Genomic DNA, 19,561 nt, shown 5'->3' on the forward strand with positions numbered 1-19,561 from the left:
GCAGGTTCGTGGGGTCTGGCAAGTTCGTGGGGTCTGGCAGGTCAGGGGGATTCGCCGGGCTCGCGCGCGAGCACACCGAGGGGTACGGGCCGGGCGAACGGCCGTCGCGAGGGTGTCGGCGGGCATCCGGCGAGCCCCGCCACCGCGGCACCGCACATCCGGCCCTGGCACCAGCCCATCCCGGCGCGGGTCAGCAGTTTCACGGTGCGTACGTCCGCGGCTCCCAGCTCGTCGACGGCCTCCCGCACCGCGGAGGCGGGCACGTCCTCGCAGCGGCACACAAGGGTGTCGTCACCGATCCGTTCGGCCCAACGGGTGGGCGGTGCGCAGACGCTGTCGACGACGGCGAAGAACTCCCGCAGTCCGGCGCGTGCCTTGGCGGCCTGTGCGTAGGAACTCGGCGCGGGCGTCCGGGAGTCGAGCCGAGCCGCGACGGACAGGCCCGCGATCCGGCCCTCGGCCAGCGAGAGTGCCGCGCCGCCGATCCCGGTGGTCTCGCCGGCGGCCCAGACACCCGGCACGTCGGTGCGCTGCTCGTCGTCCACGGCGACGCTCAGCCCGTCGAGACGGCAGCCGAGCGTCTCGGCGAGGTCGGTGTGCGGGAGCATGCCGTGGCCGACGGCGAGGCTGTCGCAGGGCACGCGCCACTCGCTGCCGGCCTCGACCCGTCCGTCGGTGCCGAGCGCGGCCACGGTCACGGCTTCGAGCCGGCCGGTGCCGTGCGCCTCGACGACGATGTGACGGACGTGGACCGGGACCCGGTGCCGCGCCAGCCCGGCGGCGTACCGGGCGCCTTCGGCGAGCTTGTCCGGATGAGCGGCCAGGACCCGGGCGTGCCGGACGAAGGCTCTGGGATCGGCGGACTCCACCAGGGCGGCCACCTTCGCCCCGGCCGCGGCCAGCCCGACGGCGACGGGCATCAGCAGCGGCCCGGTCCCGGCGACCACGGCGGTACGGCCCGGCAGTACGAGTCCGCTCTTGAGCATGGCCTGCGCCCCTCCCGCGGTGACGACCCCGGGCAGGGTCCAGCCGGGAAAGGGCAGCACCTTCTCGTAGCCGCCGGTCGCGAGGAGTACGGCGTCGGCGCGGACCGTGACGGACTCCTCCTGCTCGGGCCCGCGCAGGGCGTGCACGGCGAAAGCGCCGGACGCCCCCTCGACGCACCAGACATGATGGTCCGTCAGGTGGCTGACGCGCCCCGCCGCGACATGCGCCGCGAGTCCGTCGCGCAGTCGTTCCCAGGTACGCCACTGGTGGTGCAGGGCCTGCGGGCGGCGGGCACCGAGGCCTGCGGCGGGCTGCCGGTAGAACTGCCCGCCCGCTTCCGCACCGGCGTCCACGAGGGTCACCCGGACGCCCCGCGCGGCGGCGGCGAGGGCGGCGGCGAGCCCGGCGGGACCCGCGCCGATCACCGCGAGACGGGGTCGGTCAGTCATCGTGCCCGGTCCCTTCCTGTGTGCGGATCACGTCACCGGGCTGCGCACGCACCAGGCAAGCCCGTTGGTTGGGGCGCCCGTTGACGGTCAGCAGACAGTCGAAGCACACCCCGATCCCGCAGAAGACACCGCGCGGCTCGCCGCTCCCCCGGGTCGTGCGCCAGGACAGGACGCCCGCCGACCACAGGGCGGCCGCGATCGTCCGGCCGGGGAGGACGGCGATCTCACGGTCGTCGAACGTGACGGTGAAGGGGGGTTCCGTCCGGGCCCGGACCAGCCTCATGGGAGTACGCGGCATCACAGGGCTCCCTCGGTCGACGGCTGGGCTGACGGCTCGGGAAAGCGGTCGGGGCAGAACGGCGCGAGATCCAGGTCGGGTGACCGGTCCGTCAGTACCTGCGCGATCAAGTGCCCTGTCCCCGTGGCGAGTCCGATCCCCGCGCCCTCGTGCCCGCACGCGTGGAAGAGGCCGGGTACGCGCGCGTCGGGCCCGACGGCGGGGAGGTGGTCGGGCATGTACGGCCGGAAGCCGAGGTAGGAGCGCATGGCCCGCACGCCCGACAGGAAGGGGAACAGCCGGGTCGCCCCCGCCGCCAGCGACCGGGCGACGGGCAGCGAGAAGGAGCGGTCGAAGCCGACCCGCTCCCGGCTGGCCCCGATCAGTACCGGTCCCGCCGCCGTGCCCTCGACCACCGGGGAGGTCTGCAGCGCCGCAGAGTCGCTGGCCACGTCGGCCACGTAGTCCGCGGCGTACACCTTGTGGCGCACCCTGCGCGGCAGCGGCTCGGTGACGAGGACGAAGCCGCGCCGGGGCAGCACCGGCAGGAACACCCCGGCCAGGGCGGCCAGTTCCCCGCCCCAGGTTCCGGCCGCGTTGACGACCGCGGGAGTGCTGATGTCTCCGTGCGAGGTGCGTACGCCGCGTACCGCCCCCGATCGCGTGCGCAGCACCTCCGTGACCGTCCAGCCGGTCCGCAGCGAGGCACCGGCCGTCCGGGCGAGCCGTACCAGGCGGGCGGCCGCGAGCGTCGGCATCACCTGGGCGTCCTGTGGGTACAGCACACCGCCCGCGAGCCCCTTCGCCAAGTACGGTTCGAGGTCGTGGAGTTGCTCCGGAGCGACGCTCGTGGTCCGCACTCCGGCCGCGCGCTGTGCGGCGGAGAGGTCCTCCAGCGCCGTGAGCCCCTCGGGCGCGGAGGCGACGACGAGGCCGCCCTTCGCCTCGTACTCGACCGACTCCGCCACGCCGGGCTCGGCCGCGAGGCCGGCCCACAGCCGTCCGGAGAGCAGCGCGAGGTCGAGTTCGGGTCCCGGCTCCTTGTCGGAGACGAGCAGGTTGCCCTCGCCCGCGCCGGTCGTACCGCCGGCCACCGGACCGCGGTCCACGAGGACGACGCTCAGTCCGGCCCGGGCCGCGTACAGGGCGCTCGCCGCTCCGACCATCCCGGCCCCGACGACCACAACATCGCAGGTCAGCGAGTTATTCACGCCTGTACTATGTCACATACCGCAGACTCGGCCAAGAGGGCGACGGGCCCGGCCCCCGTCAGGAGTGGGCCGGCCGGCGCCCCGCCGAGGGGCGCGGGGAACTGCGCGACCAGTCCCCACGCGCCCGCACCCACCCCGCGGCGCCCGGCGCCCCGCTCTCAGTCGCGCCCCACGACCATCCACTTCGACGGGAGCTCGATCCGCGAGCCGTCGGCACGGCACTCCGTGGTGACGAGCGGCAGCTCCCCGCTCGCCCGCACGGCGAGCCCCGCCGCGCGCAGGTACTCGGGGACGGCGGCGTCGGCCACCTCGCCGGGGGCGATCCCGTGCCGGAAGACGGGCGCGAGTTTCGCCGGTGGCCCGTCGGGACTCTGGGCGAGACCGCGCAGCACGACCCCGGCGGCCTCGGCGAGCTCGACGAGGAACGCGCACCCCCGGTCGCCGACCAGCCTGGCCAACCCGTCGACGAGCGGCTGCCGGTCGGCCGGTTCGCACTGGTGCAGCACGCCACGCATATAGACGTTGGCGTCACCGAGTTCGGCGTGCAGCATCTCGGCCTCGGCCTTGTCCGCCGCGTCGAACAGCCGGTAGGAGGCCTGACCCGCGGGATCGGCGAGCCGGGCGTGGTCGAGGGCGGCGGCCGACAGGTCGGCGCCGACGACCCGCGGAAAGCGGTCGGCGAGGAACCGCGTCTGGGTGCCGTTGCCGCAGCCGAGATCCACGAGAGGCAGCCCCGGGGCGGTCAGGTGCGGTTCGAACAGGGCGAGATGGACGCGCGCGGTCAGCGCCGGCTCGGCGTCCCAGAAGACGGCTCCCGGCTCGCCCGGAGCCTCGCTCCAAAAACCCTCCCAGGCCTGCCTGTACCGAGTAGTCACGCTCATGCCAGCTCCCCAGGGTGCGACCGCTAACCGCCCAAAAGTGACGGACAGTCCGGTCTATCGCGCCCGGCGTGCGGCGACAAGAACACGGTGCGTACCTTCCACGGCTCATTCGACAGCCGTGCGCCGATGCGCGCCCCTCGGGGCTGGGCGGGGCGCTCAGCGACGTGGCAGGGTCAGTTCGAACCACACCGTCTTGCCGGAGCCCGTCCGGCTGGTCCCCCACTCGCGCGCCAGGGTGCTGACCACGCGCATCCCGCGCCCGGCCTCGTCGAGCGGACCCACGCTGAGCAGCGTCGGCAGGGTGTGGTCGTCGTCGCTCACCTCGCACAACAGGGTGTCGCCCCGGACGAGTCTCAGTTCGATCGGCCGGCTGTGGGAGTGCCGTACGGCGTTGGTGACGAGTTCACTGACCAGCAACTCCGTCACGGCCGCCTGGGAGTCGAGTCCCCACTCGTGGAGCTGCTCACGGACCGCGCCGCGTGCCCTGCGGACCTCCAGCCGGTCGTGGCCGATGCGCCACTCGGCGACGTCCTCCGGGTCGATGCCGTTGAGCCTGGCCATCAGGAGCGCCACGTCGTCCTTGCGGCCGCCGCGGGTGTTGAGGGCGCGGATGATGGTGTCGCAGGCGTCGTCCATGGACGCTGCCGGGTGGGCGGCGGACTCGCAGAGAGTGGCGAGGCCGACACCGATGTCCTCGCCGCGCACCTCGACCAGGCCGTCGGTGCACATCACGAGCCGGTCGCCGGGCGCCACCCGCACGCGTACGGACTCGAAGGGCACTCCGCCGACGCCGATGGGTGCGCCCGTCGGCAGGTCGAGCAGGTCGCTTCGGCCGTCCTCGGCGCGGACCACCACCGGTGGGATGTGGCCCGCGTTGGCGATCAGCAGCTCGCTCGCGATGGGGTCGTATACCGCGTACAGGCAGGTCGCGAGGTAGTGCTCGCCGAGGCGCTGCGCCAAGTCGTCGAGGTTGCGCAGGAGTTGTTCGGGCGGCAGGTCGAGGGCCGCCATGGTCTGCACGGCGGTGCGCAACTGCCCCATCATCGCCGCCGAGTTGAGGCCGTGGCCCATCACGTCGCCGACGACGAGCGCGGTGCGCGACCCGGGCAGCTTCACCGAGTCGAACCAGTCGCCGCCGACCCGGCCGAGCAGCGTGCCCGGCAGATAGCGGGTCGCGATGTCGCAGCCGGACATCCTCGGGGCGATGTGCGGCAGCATGCTGTCCTGGAGGGTCTCGGCGACACTCTCCTGGTACGTGTACATGCGCGCGTTGTCGAGTACGAGCCCGGCCCGGGCGGCGAGTTCGGCGCCGGTGACGCGGTCCATGTCGTTGAACTCGACGCGCTCCGGATGGCGGAGCAGGATCATGAAGCCGAGGACCACGTGCCGGGCCTTGAGGGGCACGACCAGCATGGAGCGGCCCGTGATGAGGGGCCGGATGTCGCGCTTCTCGAACTGCGCGGCGATCATGTGGCCCATCTGCTCGCTGATGCGCGGCACGAGGACGGGCTCGCCGCTCGTCATGCACTGGAAGAACGGGGTCTGCGCCGGGAAGGGCATGGCCTCGCCGACCGGTACGACGTCGTCCCAGCGGCCCGGCTCGTCGGTGTGCTCCAGCGCGACCCGGTGCCACATCGTGGTCGTGTCGGGCACGCCTTCGGGGAAGCCCTCACCCGCGACGACCTGTTCCCGCAGATAGGTCCCGGCCACGTCCGTGAAGCGCGGGACGACGGCCCGGCTGACCTCGACGATGGTCCGGGACAGATCGAGGGAGGTGCCGATGCGTCCGCTGACCTCGTTCAGGAACTCCAGCCGCTCCCGTACGGCCACGTATTCGAGGTCTTCCCGCTCGGCCTCCGCGTCCTGCGGCAGAGGCTCGCCGGTCGCGGCCGCCGCGGCCGCCCGCTCCTTTCGTGCCCTGCGCTCGGCGCGCCGGGGCACGCCCCAGTCGGGGGTGACCGGCACACGGTCGTTCTGACTGAACTCCAGGACGGGATAGCCCAGTTCGAGGACCTGGGCGACGATGCGGGCACTCTCGCCGACGCTCATGCTCGGCAGGATCTCGGGCAGCCTGCGCGCCAGTTCCTCGGCGCCGGGGAAGTCGGTGTGCAGGGCGAACCCGGGCACGATGCGCTCCACGGCCGCACCCGCGCCGGTGCCCTCGCGCCCCAGCGCGCCCGCGTCGGCGGCGAGGACCAACAGCCGCTCCGGGCCCGGCCCGACCAGTGGGTACGCCCACCACAGGACGTCGATCCGGTCGCTGCTCGCCGCCGTCAGCCGCGCCCGTCCCGCGGCCGGGTAGGACAGCCGCCCGTCGAGGGAGGACTCCAGGCCGGGTCCCAGACCGTCGTCGTACACGGCGTACGCCCCGAAGGGCGCGCTCTCGTCGTCCTCGGGCAGGGCTCCGGAAACGGGCAGCAGGTCGACGGCGGGACGGCCGACCGCCTCACCCCTGTCCGCCCCGAACAGCCGCCGGGCGCCCCGGCTCCAGTGCGAGACCAGGCCCTCACGGTCCACCACGACCACCGCCAGCGGAATCCGCCCCGCCCCGGCGACCGCGTCACCGGCCGCACGGCCGGGAGGTGCGCCCGTCTCGGTGCCACGGTCGGTGCCACGGTCAGTGCCACGGTCCATGGCCCAGGCCCTCTCTCCCACGGTCCGCAAGATCTATGCCGCCACGACAACCACGGTACGTCCACGCCCGGTAGCCATGTGTGGCAATCGGCGAAATAGCACCGGCGCACACCACACGGCTGCCCGCGCCCCGGCTGGGGACGCCCCTGCGGCACCCGCGCCCGGCCCGGGACCACTGTCAGTCCTCGTGCCCCAGCTGGAGATCCCGCTCGGTCCTCCCGCCCCCGGCCACCTGCAGCACGGTGGCGACCGGCGGGTAGCCGGCCGCGATCACCGTGTACTCCCCCGACGACAGGTCGACGAACCGGAACGTTCCGTCGCCCCCGGTGGTCAGGGTGTCCACCACGTTCCCCGCGGCGTCGAGCAGGGTCACCCGCGCGTCCTCGACGGGCCGCCCGCCGGTGGCGTGCACGGTTCCCCGCAGCACCGCCCCGCCCGCGAGTTCGACGTCCTGCCGGGTCTCCCGGGCGGCCTGCACGCTCACGGGCAGGGCGGCCGGCCGGAAGGCCGGGGCGCTCGCCGCCAGGGTGTACTCCCCCGCCACCAACTCCGTGATGTCGTAGTCGCCTTCCCGTCCGCTGCGTGTCGTGGCGACCACCTCACCGTGCACGTCGGTGAGGGTGACGGTGGCGTCCCGGACCGGTGTTCCGTCCGCCGTCGTCACACTGCCGGCCAGCCGGCCCGCACCGCCGAGCACCACGTCCAGTTCCACGGACCGCTCCCCGACGGTGACGCCGACCGCCTGTGGCTGGTGTCCGCCGGCCGCGGCGATCAGGACGTACGACCCCGGTCCGGGCGTCGACAGGGCGTACCGTCCGTCCTCGCCGCTCGCGCCCCGCCCGATCTGCCGCCCCACGACGTCGATGAGGGTGAGGGCGGCGCGGGGCACGACGGTGCCGTCGGAGTGCTGCACGGTGCCGCAGACGGGGATCCCGGCGGCGTACGAGGAACGGGCCCCCGGGATCGTGGTGTCGGGGACCGCGGTCTCGCCCGCGGCGGAGGTGTGGTGGGACACCGGTGGTTTCTCCTTGAGGAAGAAGGCGACGAGCAGGCCCAGGACGAGCACCGGCACGAGGTGGAGGAAGAGCCGCGGCATCACTTCGGCGTACGCCGCGACGTAGCCCTCCCGCAGCTCGGCGGGCAGCGCGTGGACGAGTTGCGGAGTGAGGGACTCGAGGCCTGGCGCACCGGCCCGGGCGGGCAGCCGTTCGGTGAGGGAGTCCGCGAGCCGTTCGGCGAGGAGCGTGCCGAGGACCGCCGCGCCGACGCAGCCGCCGATCTGCCGGAAGTAGTTGTTGGCGCCGGTCGCGGCGCCGACATCGTGCGCCTGCACGGAGTTCTGCAGGGCGAGGACGAGGACGGGCATGACCAGGCCGATGCCCGCGCCGAGGAGGGCCGTCCAGACACCGAAGTGGAGCCGGGACGTGTCGGCTTCGAGCCGCGACAGGAGCCACATGCCGACGACGGACAGGGCGACGCCGAGGATCGGGTAGATCTTGTGGTGGCCGCTGCGGCCGGCGAGTTGGCCCGAGACGACCGAGGCGCCGACGATCCCGGCCATCATCGGGACCATGAGCAGGCCGGACTCGGTGGCGGTGGCACCGCCGGCCATCTGCAGGTACGTCGGCAGGTAGCCGGCCGCGCCGAACAGGGCGACCCCTACGGCCACGCCCACGAGCCCTGTGACGTCGAAGACCCCGTCGCGGAACAGCCGCAGCGGGATGAGGGGTTGGGCCGCGAAGCGCTCGGCGAACAGGAAGAGGACGGTCGAGGCGACGGCTCCGCCGCCGAGCCCGAGGATGACGCGAGAACCCCAGACGTACTCCGTACCACCCCAACTGGTCAGCAACACGAGGCAGGTCGAGGCGGCGGCGAGCAGCAGGGCGCCGAGGATGTCCGGGCGCGGCCTGACGGTGGGTCTGGGCCGTTCGAGGGCGAGGGCCACCACGGCCAGCGCGATGAGGCCGAAGGGCACGTTGACGTAGAAGCACCAGCGCCAGGAGAGGTGATCGGTGAGGTAGCCGCCGAGCAGCGGGCCGGCGACCGAGGCGAGGCCGAACACGGCGCCGATCACTCCCATGAAGCAACCGCGGCTGCGGGGCGGCACGATGTCCGCGATGATCGCCTGTACGCCGACCAGGAGACCGCCGGCGCCGACGCCCTGGAGTGCGCGGAAGGCGATCAACTGGTCCATGGTGTGCGACCGTCCGGCGAGCGCGGAGCCGGTCACGAAGACGACGGTCGCGAACTGGAAGACGCCCTTACGGCCGTAGAGAGCACCGAGTTGGCCGTAGACGGGCAGTCCCACGGTCGCCGTGAGGAGATACGCGGTGATCGGCCAGGACATCCGGTCCAGGCCGTGCAGTTCTCCGACGATCTCCGGGAGTGCGGTGGCGACGATCATCTGCTCCAGCGCCGCGAGCAGCAGCGCCAGCAGCAGCGCGCAGAACACCATGCGTACGCGGCCGGGGCTGAGCGTCTCCAACTGTGAGGGTTCTCTGGGCACTTGCGGCGTGTCCGACGCCGGAGCCGAAACGTCCCGCCCGCTTTTCGCCAGCGTCGTGCCGCCCACGTGCCGCTCCCCTCGTCGCGCCTGCGCGGCCCATTTTTCGCATTACGCGACATCTGGGAGCAAGCGCGACGAGTCGCCCTGCGGCGGGCCCGGGCGGACGTATCCGCCGGTCGGAGCCCTACGGCGTACGGCCGGGCCGTACCGAGAACCACTCGAAACGGTGAGCCCGACCACCGCGCGGGAGCATCCGCGCGCGCCGTACGAAAGGAGCCGGAGGGGTTGCCCCTCCGGCTCCGCGAAACGTGGGAGGAGCTACTTCTCCATCTCGGTGGCGAGCTTCGCCAGCACCTCGTCGTAGATCCGGCCGAGCCCCTTGGGCGCGAACGTCCGCTCGAAGAAGCCGCCGATGCCACCGGCGCCGTTCCACACGGAGGTCACGACGACCCGGGCCTTGCCCTCGCCGGCCGGGGTGACCCGCCAGGTGGTCACCATCGAGGAGTTGCGGTCCTTCTCCACGAGTTCGCCGTCGGTGGGTTCGCTCACCTCGAGCAGGCAGTCACGGACCCGCTTGCTGGTGGCCTGGAGCTTCCAGTGGACGAGGGTTCCCTCGCCGTCGCCGCCCTCGCGGACCTCGTACTCGCTGAAGTGCTCGGTCAGGAGCTTCGCACGCGTGCCGTTGTAGTCGGCCAGCGCATCGAACACGTCGTCCGGCTTACCCGCTACGACTCGCTCCGTGGTGGCCTCGACCTGCGCCATTGCGTTCCTCCAGCACTCGGGATCTCGGGCGTGAGCGCTCAGCCAACCATCAGGCGGCCGAGCCGCCCAAATCGGGGTCCCCCGAGGAGGCGCCGACGATCCGCGCACGACCGCGAGCACCTCGACGGACACGGCACTCGAAAACGAGTTCGCACGATCAAGGGAACATGTGTTCTATTCTGTGGCCAGTGCTATCGAGGAGGCGTCATGCGCTGGGAGAACCTCACAGTGGAGTCCGGCGGCAACCCGCCGCGGGACGCCGCGCTGTTCGGCGCGGACGCGGTGACCACCCGAACGTTCGACACGCCGGAGTTCCGCGGAATCACCTTCCACGAGATCCGGGCCCGGTCGATCGTCAACCGCGTGCCGGGGGCTTCGCGCATGCCCTTCGAGTGGACCGTCAACCCCTACCGGGGATGCACGCACGCGTGTGTCTACTGTTTCGCCCGCAGGACCCACAGCTATCTGGACCTCGACACCGGTCTCGGCTTCGACAGCCAGATCGTGGTGAAGGTGAACGCCCCGGAGCTGCTGCGGCGCCAGCTGGGTTCGAGGCGCTGGCTCGGCGAGCACATCGCGATGGGCACGAACGTGGACTGTTACCAGCGCGCCGAGGGCCGCTACCAGCTGATGCCCGGCATCATCGCGGCCCTGCGCGACCACGCGAACCCCTTCTCGATCCTCACGAAGGGCACGCTGATCCTGCGCGACCTCGATCTCCTGAAGCAGGCGGCGGCCGTCACCGAGGTCGGGATCTCCGTCTCCGTGGGCTTCACCGACCAGGAGCTGTGGCGGACCGTGGAGCCGGGGACACCGGCCCCCGAGCGCCGCCTCGACGTCGTGCGCACGCTGAGCGGGCACGGCATCGACTGCGGGGTCCTGATGGCCCCGGTGATCCCCTTCCTGGGAGACGATCCGTCCCAACTGCGCGCGACGGTACGGGCGATCGCCGCGTCCGGCGCGACCTCGGTGACCCCGCTCGTGCTGCATCTGCGGCCCGGGGCACGCGAGTGGTTCATGGCCTGGCTGGGGCACCACCACCCGCACCTCGTGCGCCGGTACGAGCGGCTGTACGCGGAGGGCGCGTACGCCCCGAAGTGGTACCAGCGCCGGATCACCCGGCAGGTGCACGAACTGGCCGAGGAGTACGGGATAGGCCCCACGCGCGCGGCGATGCCCCGCAGGATTCCGGCGCCCGCGCCGGCCGCTCCGGGGCCGACCCAGCTCACCCTCCTGTGACCGGTGGTCCCGCGGACACCGGCCGGTGTCCGCCTGCCCGGCATCCGGCCGCATCGCGCGGCCCGATGGGGTCAACTCTCGGCGGAAGCGGTCCTTCGGGACATCCGTCCCGGAACGATAAGGCCAAGGCCGTGGCGTTCACGGTCCCCTGCCCTCCGGCCGGGAGGTCCGGTGCCGCGTCTCCACAGGGACGACTCCCGGCCCCGGCCCGAGGAACAGGACTGAATCCCTGCCCCGTACAGCAATGTGAGGCGATTCATCGTGAACCGACGCGCAGCCGCCCTGTGCGGCGCCGCTGCCGTGGTGGCCGGACTGATCACCGCCCTCCCGGCCGGCGCGACCTCGGACCCCGCGGCCGCCCCGCACACCACCCCGCCCACCGGTGCGGCGAAGCCCGCCTGGAAGAAGTGCGGCACCCGGAACCACCCGACGCTCCAGTGCGCGTCCCTGAAAGTGCCGCTCGACCACGCGAACCCGAAGAGCCGGCGCATCACGCTGGCGCTGTCACGGGTGCCGCACACCTCGAAGAAGACGTACCAGGGGCCCCTGCTGGTGAACCCGGGCGGCCCCGGCGGCAGCGGCCTCACCCTCGCCGGGTTCGTCGCGGCCTCCCTTCCGAAGAAGGTGGCGGCGCAGTACGACGTCATCGGCTTCGATCCGCGCGGGGTCGGTGCCAGCAGGCCCGCCCTGAACTGCAGGCCGGGGCACTTCGCGCCGGTGCGCCCCGACTCGCTGCCGACCGGCGACGCGACCGAGAAGGCCAACCTCGACCGGGTCAAGGCCTTCGCGAAGGCCTGCGCGGCCAAGCACGCGGACCTGCTGCCGTACATCGACACCGTGAGCGCGGTCCGCGACATGGACGCGATCCGCCACGCCCTCGGCGCCGAGCGGATCAACTACTTCGGGTACTCGTACGGCACCTACCTCGGTGCCGTCTACGCGAAGCTCCACCCCGGGCGGGTACGGCGCATGGTGCTCGACTCCGTCGTCGACCCCACCGGTGTCTGGTACGAGGACAACATCGCCCAGGACCGCGCGTTCAACGACCGTCACCGGGCCTTCATGGCCTGGGTCGCCGAGCACGACGCGACGTACGGGCTCGGCACCGATCCGGAGAGCATCGAGACCGCCTGGTACGCGATGCGGACGGCCCTGGCGAAGAAGCCCGCGGACAAGAAGGTCGGTGCCTCCGAACTGGAGGACACCTTCTCCCCCGGCAGCTACTACGACGGCTACTGGCCGTATCTCGCCGCCGCGTTCGCGGCCTTCGTGAACGACGGGGACGACGACCCGCTGGTCGAGGCGTACGAGAACTTCGGCGCGGTCGACGCCGCGGGCGACAACAGCTACAGCGTCTACACCTCGGTGCAGTGCCGGGACGCGCGCTGGCCGCGCGACTGGGACGAGTGGCGCGACGACAACTGGGCGGTGAACCGGAAGGCGCCGTTCATGACCTGGAGCAACGCCTGGTACAACGCGCCGTGCGCGTTCTGGCCGACGGATCCGGCCGAGCCCGTGGACGTCTCGAACGACTCGGTGCCGCCGGTTCTGCTGTTCCAGGCGACGGGCGACGCGGCCACTCCGTACGAGGGCGGCGTGACACTCCATCACCTGCTGGGCGGCTCCAGCCTGGTGGTCGAGCAGGGCGGCGGCAACCACGGCATCACGCTGAGCGGGAACGCCTGCCTGGACAAGCACCTGGCCGCCTATCTGACCGACGGCAGGGTGCCGCGCGGCGGCGGCGAGGCCGACGCGGTGTGCGAGGCGCTGCCCGCCCCGAAGCCCCTGAAGACGAAGGCGGCCCCGGGAACCCGCGGCGCGGCGCTGCACGGACTGCTCGGCTTCCGCGGCTGAGCCCCGGCAGGTGAACGGCGACCGCCCGTCGGGGGCGTTGTCGGTGCGGTGGTGCAGGATTGATCCATGACCGGACCGATCCGTATCGCCGCCCCCGACGGGGTCGCCCCCGCCGCCGCGTACTCGCATGTCGTCGTGGGCACCGGCCGCTTCGTGGCGGTCTCGGGCCAACTGCCGCTCGACGAGGACGGCGGGCTCGTCGGCGAGGGCGACCCGGCGGCACAGGCCCGCCAGGTCTTCGAGAACCTGCGGCGCTGTCTGGCCTCGGCCGGCGCCGGTTTCGACGACGTGGTCAAGATGACCTTCTTCGTCACGGACATGGCCCACATGCCGGCCGTCCGCGCGGCCCGGGACGAGCACATGGCGCCGGACCGCCTTCCGGCCGCCTCGGCCGTGCAGGTCGCCGCCCTCGTGCGCCCGGAGTTCCTGATGGAGATAGAGGCGTTCGCGGTACTCCCCGGCTGATGCGGGGCCGCCGTGAATTCCGGGCGTCCTCGCACGCGGCCGCCTAGGGTGCCGCCATGGACGACCGCTCCCGCCTCCCCCTCCATGTCCGTGAGATGGCTCTGGCCGACTGCCCGCGCGTGGCGGAGATCCGGGTGCGCGGCTGGCAGAGCGCGTACGAGGGGCTGATGCCCCGGTCGTACCTCGACGGGCTCGACGTGGCGGCCGAGACGACCCGCAGGCGGACCCACTTCGAGCAGGCGGGCGAGGGCGTGGTGAACCTCGTCGCGGAGCGGGGCGGCGAGGTCGTCGGCTGGGCCTGCCACGGTCCGTACCGCGACGGCGGACAGCCCACCGGGGACGCCGAGTTGTACGCGATCTACGTGGCCCCCGACCGGATCGCGAGCGGTGTGGGCCGGGCCCTGCTGCGGGAGTCCACCGCGCGCTGCGCCGCCGCGGGGCACGGCCGGATGCTGCTCTGGGTGCTCCGGGAGAACGCCGGCGCGCGCCGCTTCTACGAGAGGGCCGGTTTCACCGCGGACGGCGCCGAGGAGCCCTTCGAGATGGAGGGCGTCGAAGTGCCCGAGGTGCGTTACGTCCGGGTGCTGGGCGGGGTCCGAGAGGAACGCGCCTCCGCCTGAGGAGGCCTCGTCCCCGGGGCGGGCTCACACAGAACACGGCCCGGGAGCCTTCCCGGCGGGCTCAGGGCCCGGGCGCGCGCTGTGCCGGCAGCCGCTTCAGCGCACCGGCCGCGGCCTGGGCCAGTTCCGGGTGGGCGAGAGCCTCGTTCAGGACGGGCCTGGCCCGCTCGTCACCCAGGGCTCCCAGGCCCTCCACGCAGGCGAGGGCGACCCGGCGGTACGGATCGTGCGGGCGGAATCTGCGGGCCAGGGTGGTGATCAGGGCGGGGACGGACTCGGGCGCGCGGAGTTCGACGAGGAGCCGTACCGGATACAGGGCGTAGGCGACGCGCAGCTCGTTGGTGGCGAGGGCGGCCGCCGCCCGGGCGGTGCGCGGGTCACCGAGCCGGGCCAGGGCGTACGAGGCGGACGCACAGCGCTGCGGATCACGGTGGTTGAGCAGCAGGACAAGGGCTTCGAAGGCCCGCCGGTCACCGTCGAGCCCGAGCCGGAAGGCGGCCAGTTCCCGCGCCCAGAGCGGCTGTTCGGGAGCGATGAGCACGGCTGCCAGCTCGTCGGGGTCCCCGGCCGAGGCCAGCCGCTCGTACGAGAACGAGGCCGCCGCGCCCGCCTCGTGCCGTAAGCGCTGGGTGAGCGATCGCAACTCTTCGTCCATGAGGCAGAGACTATCGGCGACATACGTCACAGTGACCGGACCTGACGACGGGCTGGCGCGCTCGTTACCCACCGGTTAAGCTCAATCGAGCGAGTTACCCACTCGTGGTCTTTCCCGTGGTGGCCTGGTGACGCAGCCGCCGCGGGTGCTGGTCGGTTCGGTACCTCAGGTACCTCAGTGCGACACGGCTCCGGGACAGGGCCGGTCGGATTCTCCTCACCGCTTCGCGGGTGCGTGCTCCACGACCTGCGATCGGCACCGGGCGTGTGCGCATCGCAGCCCGGCATCACCCGCAACTCCCTCCGCACTCCGTGCGCCCGTCGGCGTATCCCGGTGCGTCCCTCAGTCGTCACTCATTCCTGGAGTCCCGCGATGGCCACTCCCCAGTCCGACCCCTCCCCGTCCTGCGCGTCGCCCCTCAAGACCGTCGCCGTCGTCGGCCTCGGCACGATGGGCACCGGTATCGCCGAGATCCTCGCCCGGGCCGGCCGCGAGGTCGTCGGCATCGACGTCAGCGAGGCCGCCGCGGCCCAGGCCGTCACCGCGCTCGAATCCGCGACCGCCCGTGCCGTGCAGCGCGGGCGTCTCACGGAGCAGGAACGCGACGACACCCTCGCCCGCTTCCGTACGTTCACCGATCTGCGGGCCGCGGCCGACGCCGACCTGGTGATCGAGGTGGCTCCGGAGTCGTACGAGATCAAGCACCAGATCTTCCGCGAGCTGGACGGAGTCGTGCGCCCGGAGACGATCCTGGCGACCGGCACGAACGCCCTGTCCGTGACGCGGCTGGCCGCCGACTCGGCCCGCCCCGAGCGGGTTCTGGGCCTGCACTTCTTCAACCCGGCACCGGCGATGAAGCTCGTCGAGGTCGTCTCGTCCGTGCTGACCTCGCCGGGCGCCGTGGCCGCCGTCACCGACCTCGCCCTCGAACTGGGCAAGGAGCCCGTCGCGGTGGGCGACCGTCCCGGCTTCGTCGCCGACGGTCTGCTCTTCGGCTACCTCAACCAGGCCGCCGCGATGTACGAGGCGAAGTACGCCAGCCGCGAGGACATCGACGCCGCGATGCGGCTGGGCTGCGGTCTGCCCATGGGCCCGCTCGCCCTGCTCGACCTGATCGGCGTCGACACCGCGCGTACCGTCCTGGAGGCCATGTACGCGGAGTCGCACGACCGGCTGCACGCGCCGGCGCCCGTCCTCAAGCAGCTCAGCGAGGCGGGCCTGACCGGCCGCAAGACGGGCCGCGGCTTCTACACGTACGACGCCCCGGGCAGCGCGACCGTCGTCCGGGACGCGCTGACACCGCTCGACGAAGGGTCCGGCACGGCCGGCCGGCCCGTCCGCTCGGTGGGCGTCGCGGGGTCCGGGACGATGGCGTCCGGCATCGCCGAGGTCTTCGCCAAGGCCGGGTACGAGGTCGTCCTCGCCGCCCGCAGCGAGGAGAAGGCGCAGACCGCCAGGGCCCGTATCGGCAAGTCGCTCGCGCGTTCCGTCGACAAGGGACGGATGACCGCCGAGGCGGCCGCCGAGACGCTGGAGCGGATCACCCCGGCGGGCTCGTACGACGCCTTCGCCGAGGTCGACCTGGCACTGGAGGCCGTCGCCGAGGACCTGGAGATCAAGCAGCAGCTCTTCGCCGTGTTCGACAAGGTCTGCAAGCCGGGCGCGATCCTGGCCACCACGACCTCCTCACTGCCCGTCGTCGCCTGCGCCCGCGCCACCTCGCGGCCGCAGGACGTGATCGGCATGCACTTCTTCAACCCGGCGCCCGCGATGAAGCTCGTCGAGGTCGTGCGTACGGTCCTGACGGCCGACGACGTGCACGCCACGGTCCGCGAGGTCTGCGCGAAGGTCCGCAAGCACCCGGTGGACTGCGGCGACCGGGCCGGCTTCATCGTGAACGCGCTGCTGTTCCCGTACCTCAACAACGCGATCAAGATGGTCGAGGAGCACTACGCGACGCTCGACGACATCGACGCCGCGATGAAGCTCGGCGGCGGCTACCCGATGGGCCCGTTCGAGCTCCTCGACGTGGTCGGCCTGGATGTCTCCCTGGCCATCGAGAAGGTGCTCCACCGCGAGTTCCGCGACCCGGGGCTCGCTCCCGCGCCGCTGCTGGAGCACCTGGTGGCCGCGGGCTGCCTCGGCCGCAAGACGGGCCGCGGCTTCCGCGAATATGCGCGGCGCTGAGGCACACGAGGACGGGCCGCGGGGCCGGTCCGCCAGGCCCGCTCCGGGCCCCGGGGACCGGCCCCGGGGCGGGCCCGCGGACGGATCCGGGGCGCGGCCGCAGGACCGGTCCGGTGACTGGTTCACCGGTCGCGCGGACTGGGGCGGGCTGCTCGGCCCGGTCGGCGCCCCTCCCCCGGCCCCGGCCGGCGAAAGACCCGGTCATGAGCGCTCCGCCGCGCACATGCAGTACGTTCGGGGCATGTCCCAGCCCGCCAAGTCCCCCCGTACACCGGCCACGTCCGACGCACCCGAAAGTGCCGTGGGCGGTCGCGCGGCCGTCCAGCGGCTCAAGATGCGCCGAGAACTGGCGGCCGCCGCGATGGAGCTGTTCGCGACGAAGGGGTACGAGGCGACGACCGTCGACGAGATCGCGGCCGCGGCCGGGGTCGCCCGGCGCACCTTCTTCCGGCACTTCCGCTCCAAGGAAGAGGCGATCTTCCCGGACCACGACGACACCCTGATCCGGGCCGAGGCGGTGCTCAACGCCGCGCCGGCGCACGAGCATCCGCTGGACACGGTGTGCCGCGGGATCAAGGAAGTCATGAAGATGTACGCGGCCCGGCCGGAGATCTCGGTGTCGCGCTACAAGCTCACCCGCGAGGTGCCGACGCTGCGGGAGGCGGAGATCGCGTCCGTGGCCCGGTACGAGCGGCTGTTCACCCGCTATCTGCTGGGGCACTTCGACGAGCACGCCCACGACGACGACGCCAACGACGACCCGCTGCTCGCGGAGGTCGCCGCGTCCGCCGTGGTCACCGCCCACAACCACGTACTGCGCAGGTGGCTGCGGGCGGGCGCCCAGGGGGACGTCGAGGCGCAGCTCGACCACGCCTTCGCGATCGTGCGGAAGACCTTCGGGACGGGGATCGGGGCCGGGCGGGAGACCGCCGCGCACGCGGCGCCCGCGTCCGCGGCCTCGGTGGAGGGAGAGGTGCTGGTGACCGTCGCCCGGGTCGACGCCCCGCTGCACCAGGTGATGCGCACCATCGAGCAGGCACTCAAGGAACGGTCGTAACCCCTGCGCGGAACCGCGGCTCCGCCGCTGGTCCCGCCCCTCGCCGGACGAGCTCGACAAGAGCGCGTCCGGCTTCTTTTTGCCCGCATTCAGGCGTTTTGCGGCCCCGCCTGATCGATCATCGCTCACGTGTCGCGTAAAGATTTCACCTGAGCGTAATTTCTGGCACTGCGTGCCTTGCGGGGTGACACGGCGTGCCATACGTTGAAGGAGTCCGGGCGGCCGGCGTGCAGAGATCCTTCGTACGCCGGCTGTCCCCGCAAACCGACTGGTCTGCGCGCCCGGACGCCTGCGTCACAGGCAACCTTCCGCGCCACAACGCGCTGCCGAGCACCACCCCGCCGAACCGACGGCACGCCTCACACCAGCAGCACCCACCCCGACGTAACCCTCAGCGTTCCCCTCAGACGCTCTCGCCGGAGGCAACACCGTGAAGGAAATCCTGGACGCGATTCAGTCGCGGACGGCCACGTCCGCCGACTTCGCCGCACTGCCGCTCCCCGAGTCCTACCGCGCGATCACCGTGCACAAGGACGAGACGGAGATGTTCGCCGGGCTCAGCACCCGTGACAAGGACCCCCGCAAGTCGATCCACCTGGACGACGTGCCGGTGCCGGAGCTCGGCCCCGGCGAGGCCCTGGTGGCCGTCATGGCCTCCTCGGTCAACTACAACTCGGTGTGGACCTCGATCTTCGAGCCCATGTCGACCTTCGGGTTCCTGGAGCGCTACGGCAGGCTCAGCGAGCTCACCAAGCGCCACGACCTGCCGTACCACGTCATCGGTTCCGACCTGGCGGGCGTCGTGCTGCGCACCGGTCCCGGCGTGAACGCCTGGCACCCCGGCGACGAGGTCGTCGCGCACTGCCTGTCCGTCGAGCTGGAGTCCAGCGACGGCCACAACGACACCATGCTCGACCCCGAGCAGCGCATCTGGGGCTTCGAGACGAACTTCGGCGGCCTCGCCGAGATCGCGCTCGTCAAGTCCAACCAGCTGATGCCCAAGCCCGACCACCTGAGCTGGGAGGAGGCCGCCGCTCCGGGGCTCGTGAACTCCACGGCCTACCGGCAGCTGGTCTCCCGCAACGGCGCCGGCATGAAGCAGGGCGACAACGTCCTCATCTGGGGCGCGAGCGGCGGTCTCGGCTCGTACGCCACCCAGTTCGCCCTCGCCGGCGGCGCCAACCCCATCTGTGTGGTGAGCAGCCCGCAGAAGGCGGACATCTGCCGCGCGATGGGCGCAGAGGCGATCATCGACCGCAACGCCGAGGACTACAAGTTCTGGAAGGACGAGCACAACCAGGACCCGCGCGAGTGGAAGCGCTTCGGCAAGCGCATCCGTGAGCTCACCGGCGGCGAGGACGTCGACATCGTCTTCGAGCACCCGGGCCGCGAGACGTTCGGCGCCTCCGTCTACGTCACGCGCAAGGGCGGCACGATCGTCACCTGCGCCTCGACGTCGGGCTTCAACCACGAGTACGACAACCGCTACCTGTGGATGTCCCTGAAGCGGATCATCGGCTCGCACTTCGCCAACTACCGCGAGGCCTGGGAGGCCAACCGGCTCATCGCGAAGGGCAAGATCCACCCGACGCTGTCCAAGGTGTACTCACTGGAGGAGACCGGGCAGGCCGCGTACGACGTGCACCGCAACCTTCACCAGGGCAAGGTCGGTGTGCTCGCGCTGGCACCCTCCGAGGGCCTCGGCGTGCGGGACGAGGAGAAGCGCGCCCAGCACGTCGACGCCATCAACCGCTTCCGGAACATCTGAGGGCCATCC

At 72.2% G+C, this 19,561-nt stretch carries 15 protein-coding genes; 7 read left to right on the top strand and 8 right to left on the bottom strand.

The window, feature by feature from the left end; genetic code table 11:
• Nucleotides 1–41 precede the first annotated feature (41 nt).
• The 7 genes from O1Q96_RS33005 to O1Q96_RS33035 all read right to left on the bottom strand — a co-directional run bounded on the left by O1Q96_RS33005 (nt 42) and on the right by O1Q96_RS33035 (nt 9,707).
• Nucleotides 42–1,436 (bottom strand): FAD-dependent oxidoreductase, encoded by a 1,395-nt coding sequence (locus tag O1Q96_RS33005; protein ID WP_269251636.1) that lies wholly within the window; start codon nt 1,434–1,436, stop codon nt 42–44.
• Nucleotides 1,429–1,734, bottom strand: coding sequence for a (2Fe-2S)-binding protein (locus tag O1Q96_RS33010; protein ID WP_269251637.1), 306 nt, complete (start codon nt 1,732–1,734; stop codon nt 1,429–1,431). The genes O1Q96_RS33005 and O1Q96_RS33010 overlap by 8 nt, the downstream gene beginning before the upstream one ends.
• Nucleotides 1,734–2,924, bottom strand: a complete 1,191-nt coding sequence (locus tag O1Q96_RS33015; protein WP_269251638.1) for an NAD(P)/FAD-dependent oxidoreductase — start codon at nt 2,922–2,924, stop codon at nt 1,734–1,736. The genes O1Q96_RS33010 and O1Q96_RS33015 overlap by 1 nt, the downstream gene beginning before the upstream one ends.
• 158 nt (nt 2,925–3,082) lie before the next feature.
• The gene (locus O1Q96_RS33020) at nt 3,083–3,805 is read right to left on the bottom strand and encodes a class I SAM-dependent methyltransferase (RefSeq protein WP_269251639.1); all 723 of its coding nucleotides are present in this window, start codon (nt 3,803–3,805) and stop codon (nt 3,083–3,085) included.
• A gap of 156 nt (nt 3,806–3,961) precedes the next feature.
• Nucleotides 3,962–6,439, bottom strand: coding sequence for an ATP-binding SpoIIE family protein phosphatase (locus tag O1Q96_RS33025; protein WP_269251640.1), 2,478 nt, complete (start codon nt 6,437–6,439; stop codon nt 3,962–3,964).
• Between the two features lie 178 nt (nt 6,440–6,617).
• Nucleotides 6,618–9,011, bottom strand: coding sequence for an MFS transporter (locus O1Q96_RS33030; RefSeq protein ID WP_269251641.1), 2,394 nt, complete (start codon nt 9,009–9,011; stop codon nt 6,618–6,620).
• A gap of 252 nt (nt 9,012–9,263) precedes the next feature.
• Nucleotides 9,264–9,707, bottom strand: a complete 444-nt coding sequence (locus O1Q96_RS33035; protein WP_269251642.1) for an SRPBCC family protein — start codon at nt 9,705–9,707, stop codon at nt 9,264–9,266.
• A 207-nt stretch (nt 9,708–9,914) separates the two neighbouring features.
• On the opposite strand from O1Q96_RS33035, the gene O1Q96_RS33040 reads away from it, so the two are divergent.
• The 4 genes from O1Q96_RS33040 (at nt 9,915) to O1Q96_RS33055 (ending at nt 13,885) form a co-directional block, all read left to right on the top strand.
• A complete protein-coding gene (locus O1Q96_RS33040; protein ID WP_269251643.1) occupies nt 9,915–10,946 on the top strand; it encodes an Rv2578c family radical SAM protein in 1,032 nt (343 codons plus the stop codon).
• Between the two features lie 261 nt (nt 10,947–11,207).
• Nucleotides 11,208–12,800 carry an alpha/beta hydrolase gene (locus tag O1Q96_RS33045; protein WP_269251644.1) on the top strand — a complete coding sequence of 531 codons (1,593 nt, stop codon included), beginning with the start codon at nt 11,208–11,210 and terminating at the stop codon, nt 12,798–12,800.
• A 66-nt stretch (nt 12,801–12,866) separates the two neighbouring features.
• Nucleotides 12,867–13,265 (top strand): RidA family protein, encoded by a 399-nt coding sequence (locus O1Q96_RS33050; protein WP_217452925.1) that lies wholly within the window; start codon nt 12,867–12,869, stop codon nt 13,263–13,265.
• Nucleotides 13,266–13,321: 56 nt separating this feature from the next.
• Nucleotides 13,322–13,885, top strand: a complete 564-nt coding sequence (locus tag O1Q96_RS33055; RefSeq protein WP_269251645.1) for a GNAT family N-acetyltransferase — start codon at nt 13,322–13,324, stop codon at nt 13,883–13,885.
• Nucleotides 13,886–13,946: 61 nt separating this feature from the next.
• Here the strand turns inward: O1Q96_RS33055 and O1Q96_RS33060 are convergent, their stop codons facing one another.
• Entirely contained in the window at nt 13,947–14,540 is a 594-nt protein-coding gene (locus tag O1Q96_RS33060; protein WP_269251646.1) for an adenylosuccinate lyase, read from the bottom strand.
• A gap of 372 nt (nt 14,541–14,912) precedes the next feature.
• On the opposite strand from O1Q96_RS33060, the gene O1Q96_RS33065 reads away from it, so the two are divergent.
• The 3 genes from O1Q96_RS33065 (at nt 14,913) to ccrA (ending at nt 19,552) form a co-directional block, all read left to right on the top strand.
• Nucleotides 14,913–16,727, top strand: a complete 1,815-nt coding sequence (locus O1Q96_RS33065) for a 3-hydroxyacyl-CoA dehydrogenase family protein (RefSeq protein ID WP_269251647.1) — start codon at nt 14,913–14,915, stop codon at nt 16,725–16,727.
• Nucleotides 16,728–16,968: 241 nt separating this feature from the next.
• A complete protein-coding gene (locus O1Q96_RS33070) occupies nt 16,969–17,784 on the top strand; it encodes a TetR family transcriptional regulator (RefSeq protein ID WP_269251648.1) in 816 nt (271 codons plus the stop codon).
• Between the two features lie 430 nt (nt 17,785–18,214).
• Nucleotides 18,215–19,552, top strand: a complete 1,338-nt coding sequence (ccrA, locus tag O1Q96_RS33075) for a crotonyl-CoA carboxylase/reductase (protein WP_269251649.1) — start codon at nt 18,215–18,217, stop codon at nt 19,550–19,552.
• Nucleotides 19,553–19,561 lie beyond the last annotated feature (9 nt).

This window comes from Streptomyces aurantiacus (genome assembly GCF_027107535.1).
GTDB lineage: Bacteria > Actinomycetota > Actinomycetes > Streptomycetales > Streptomycetaceae > Streptomyces.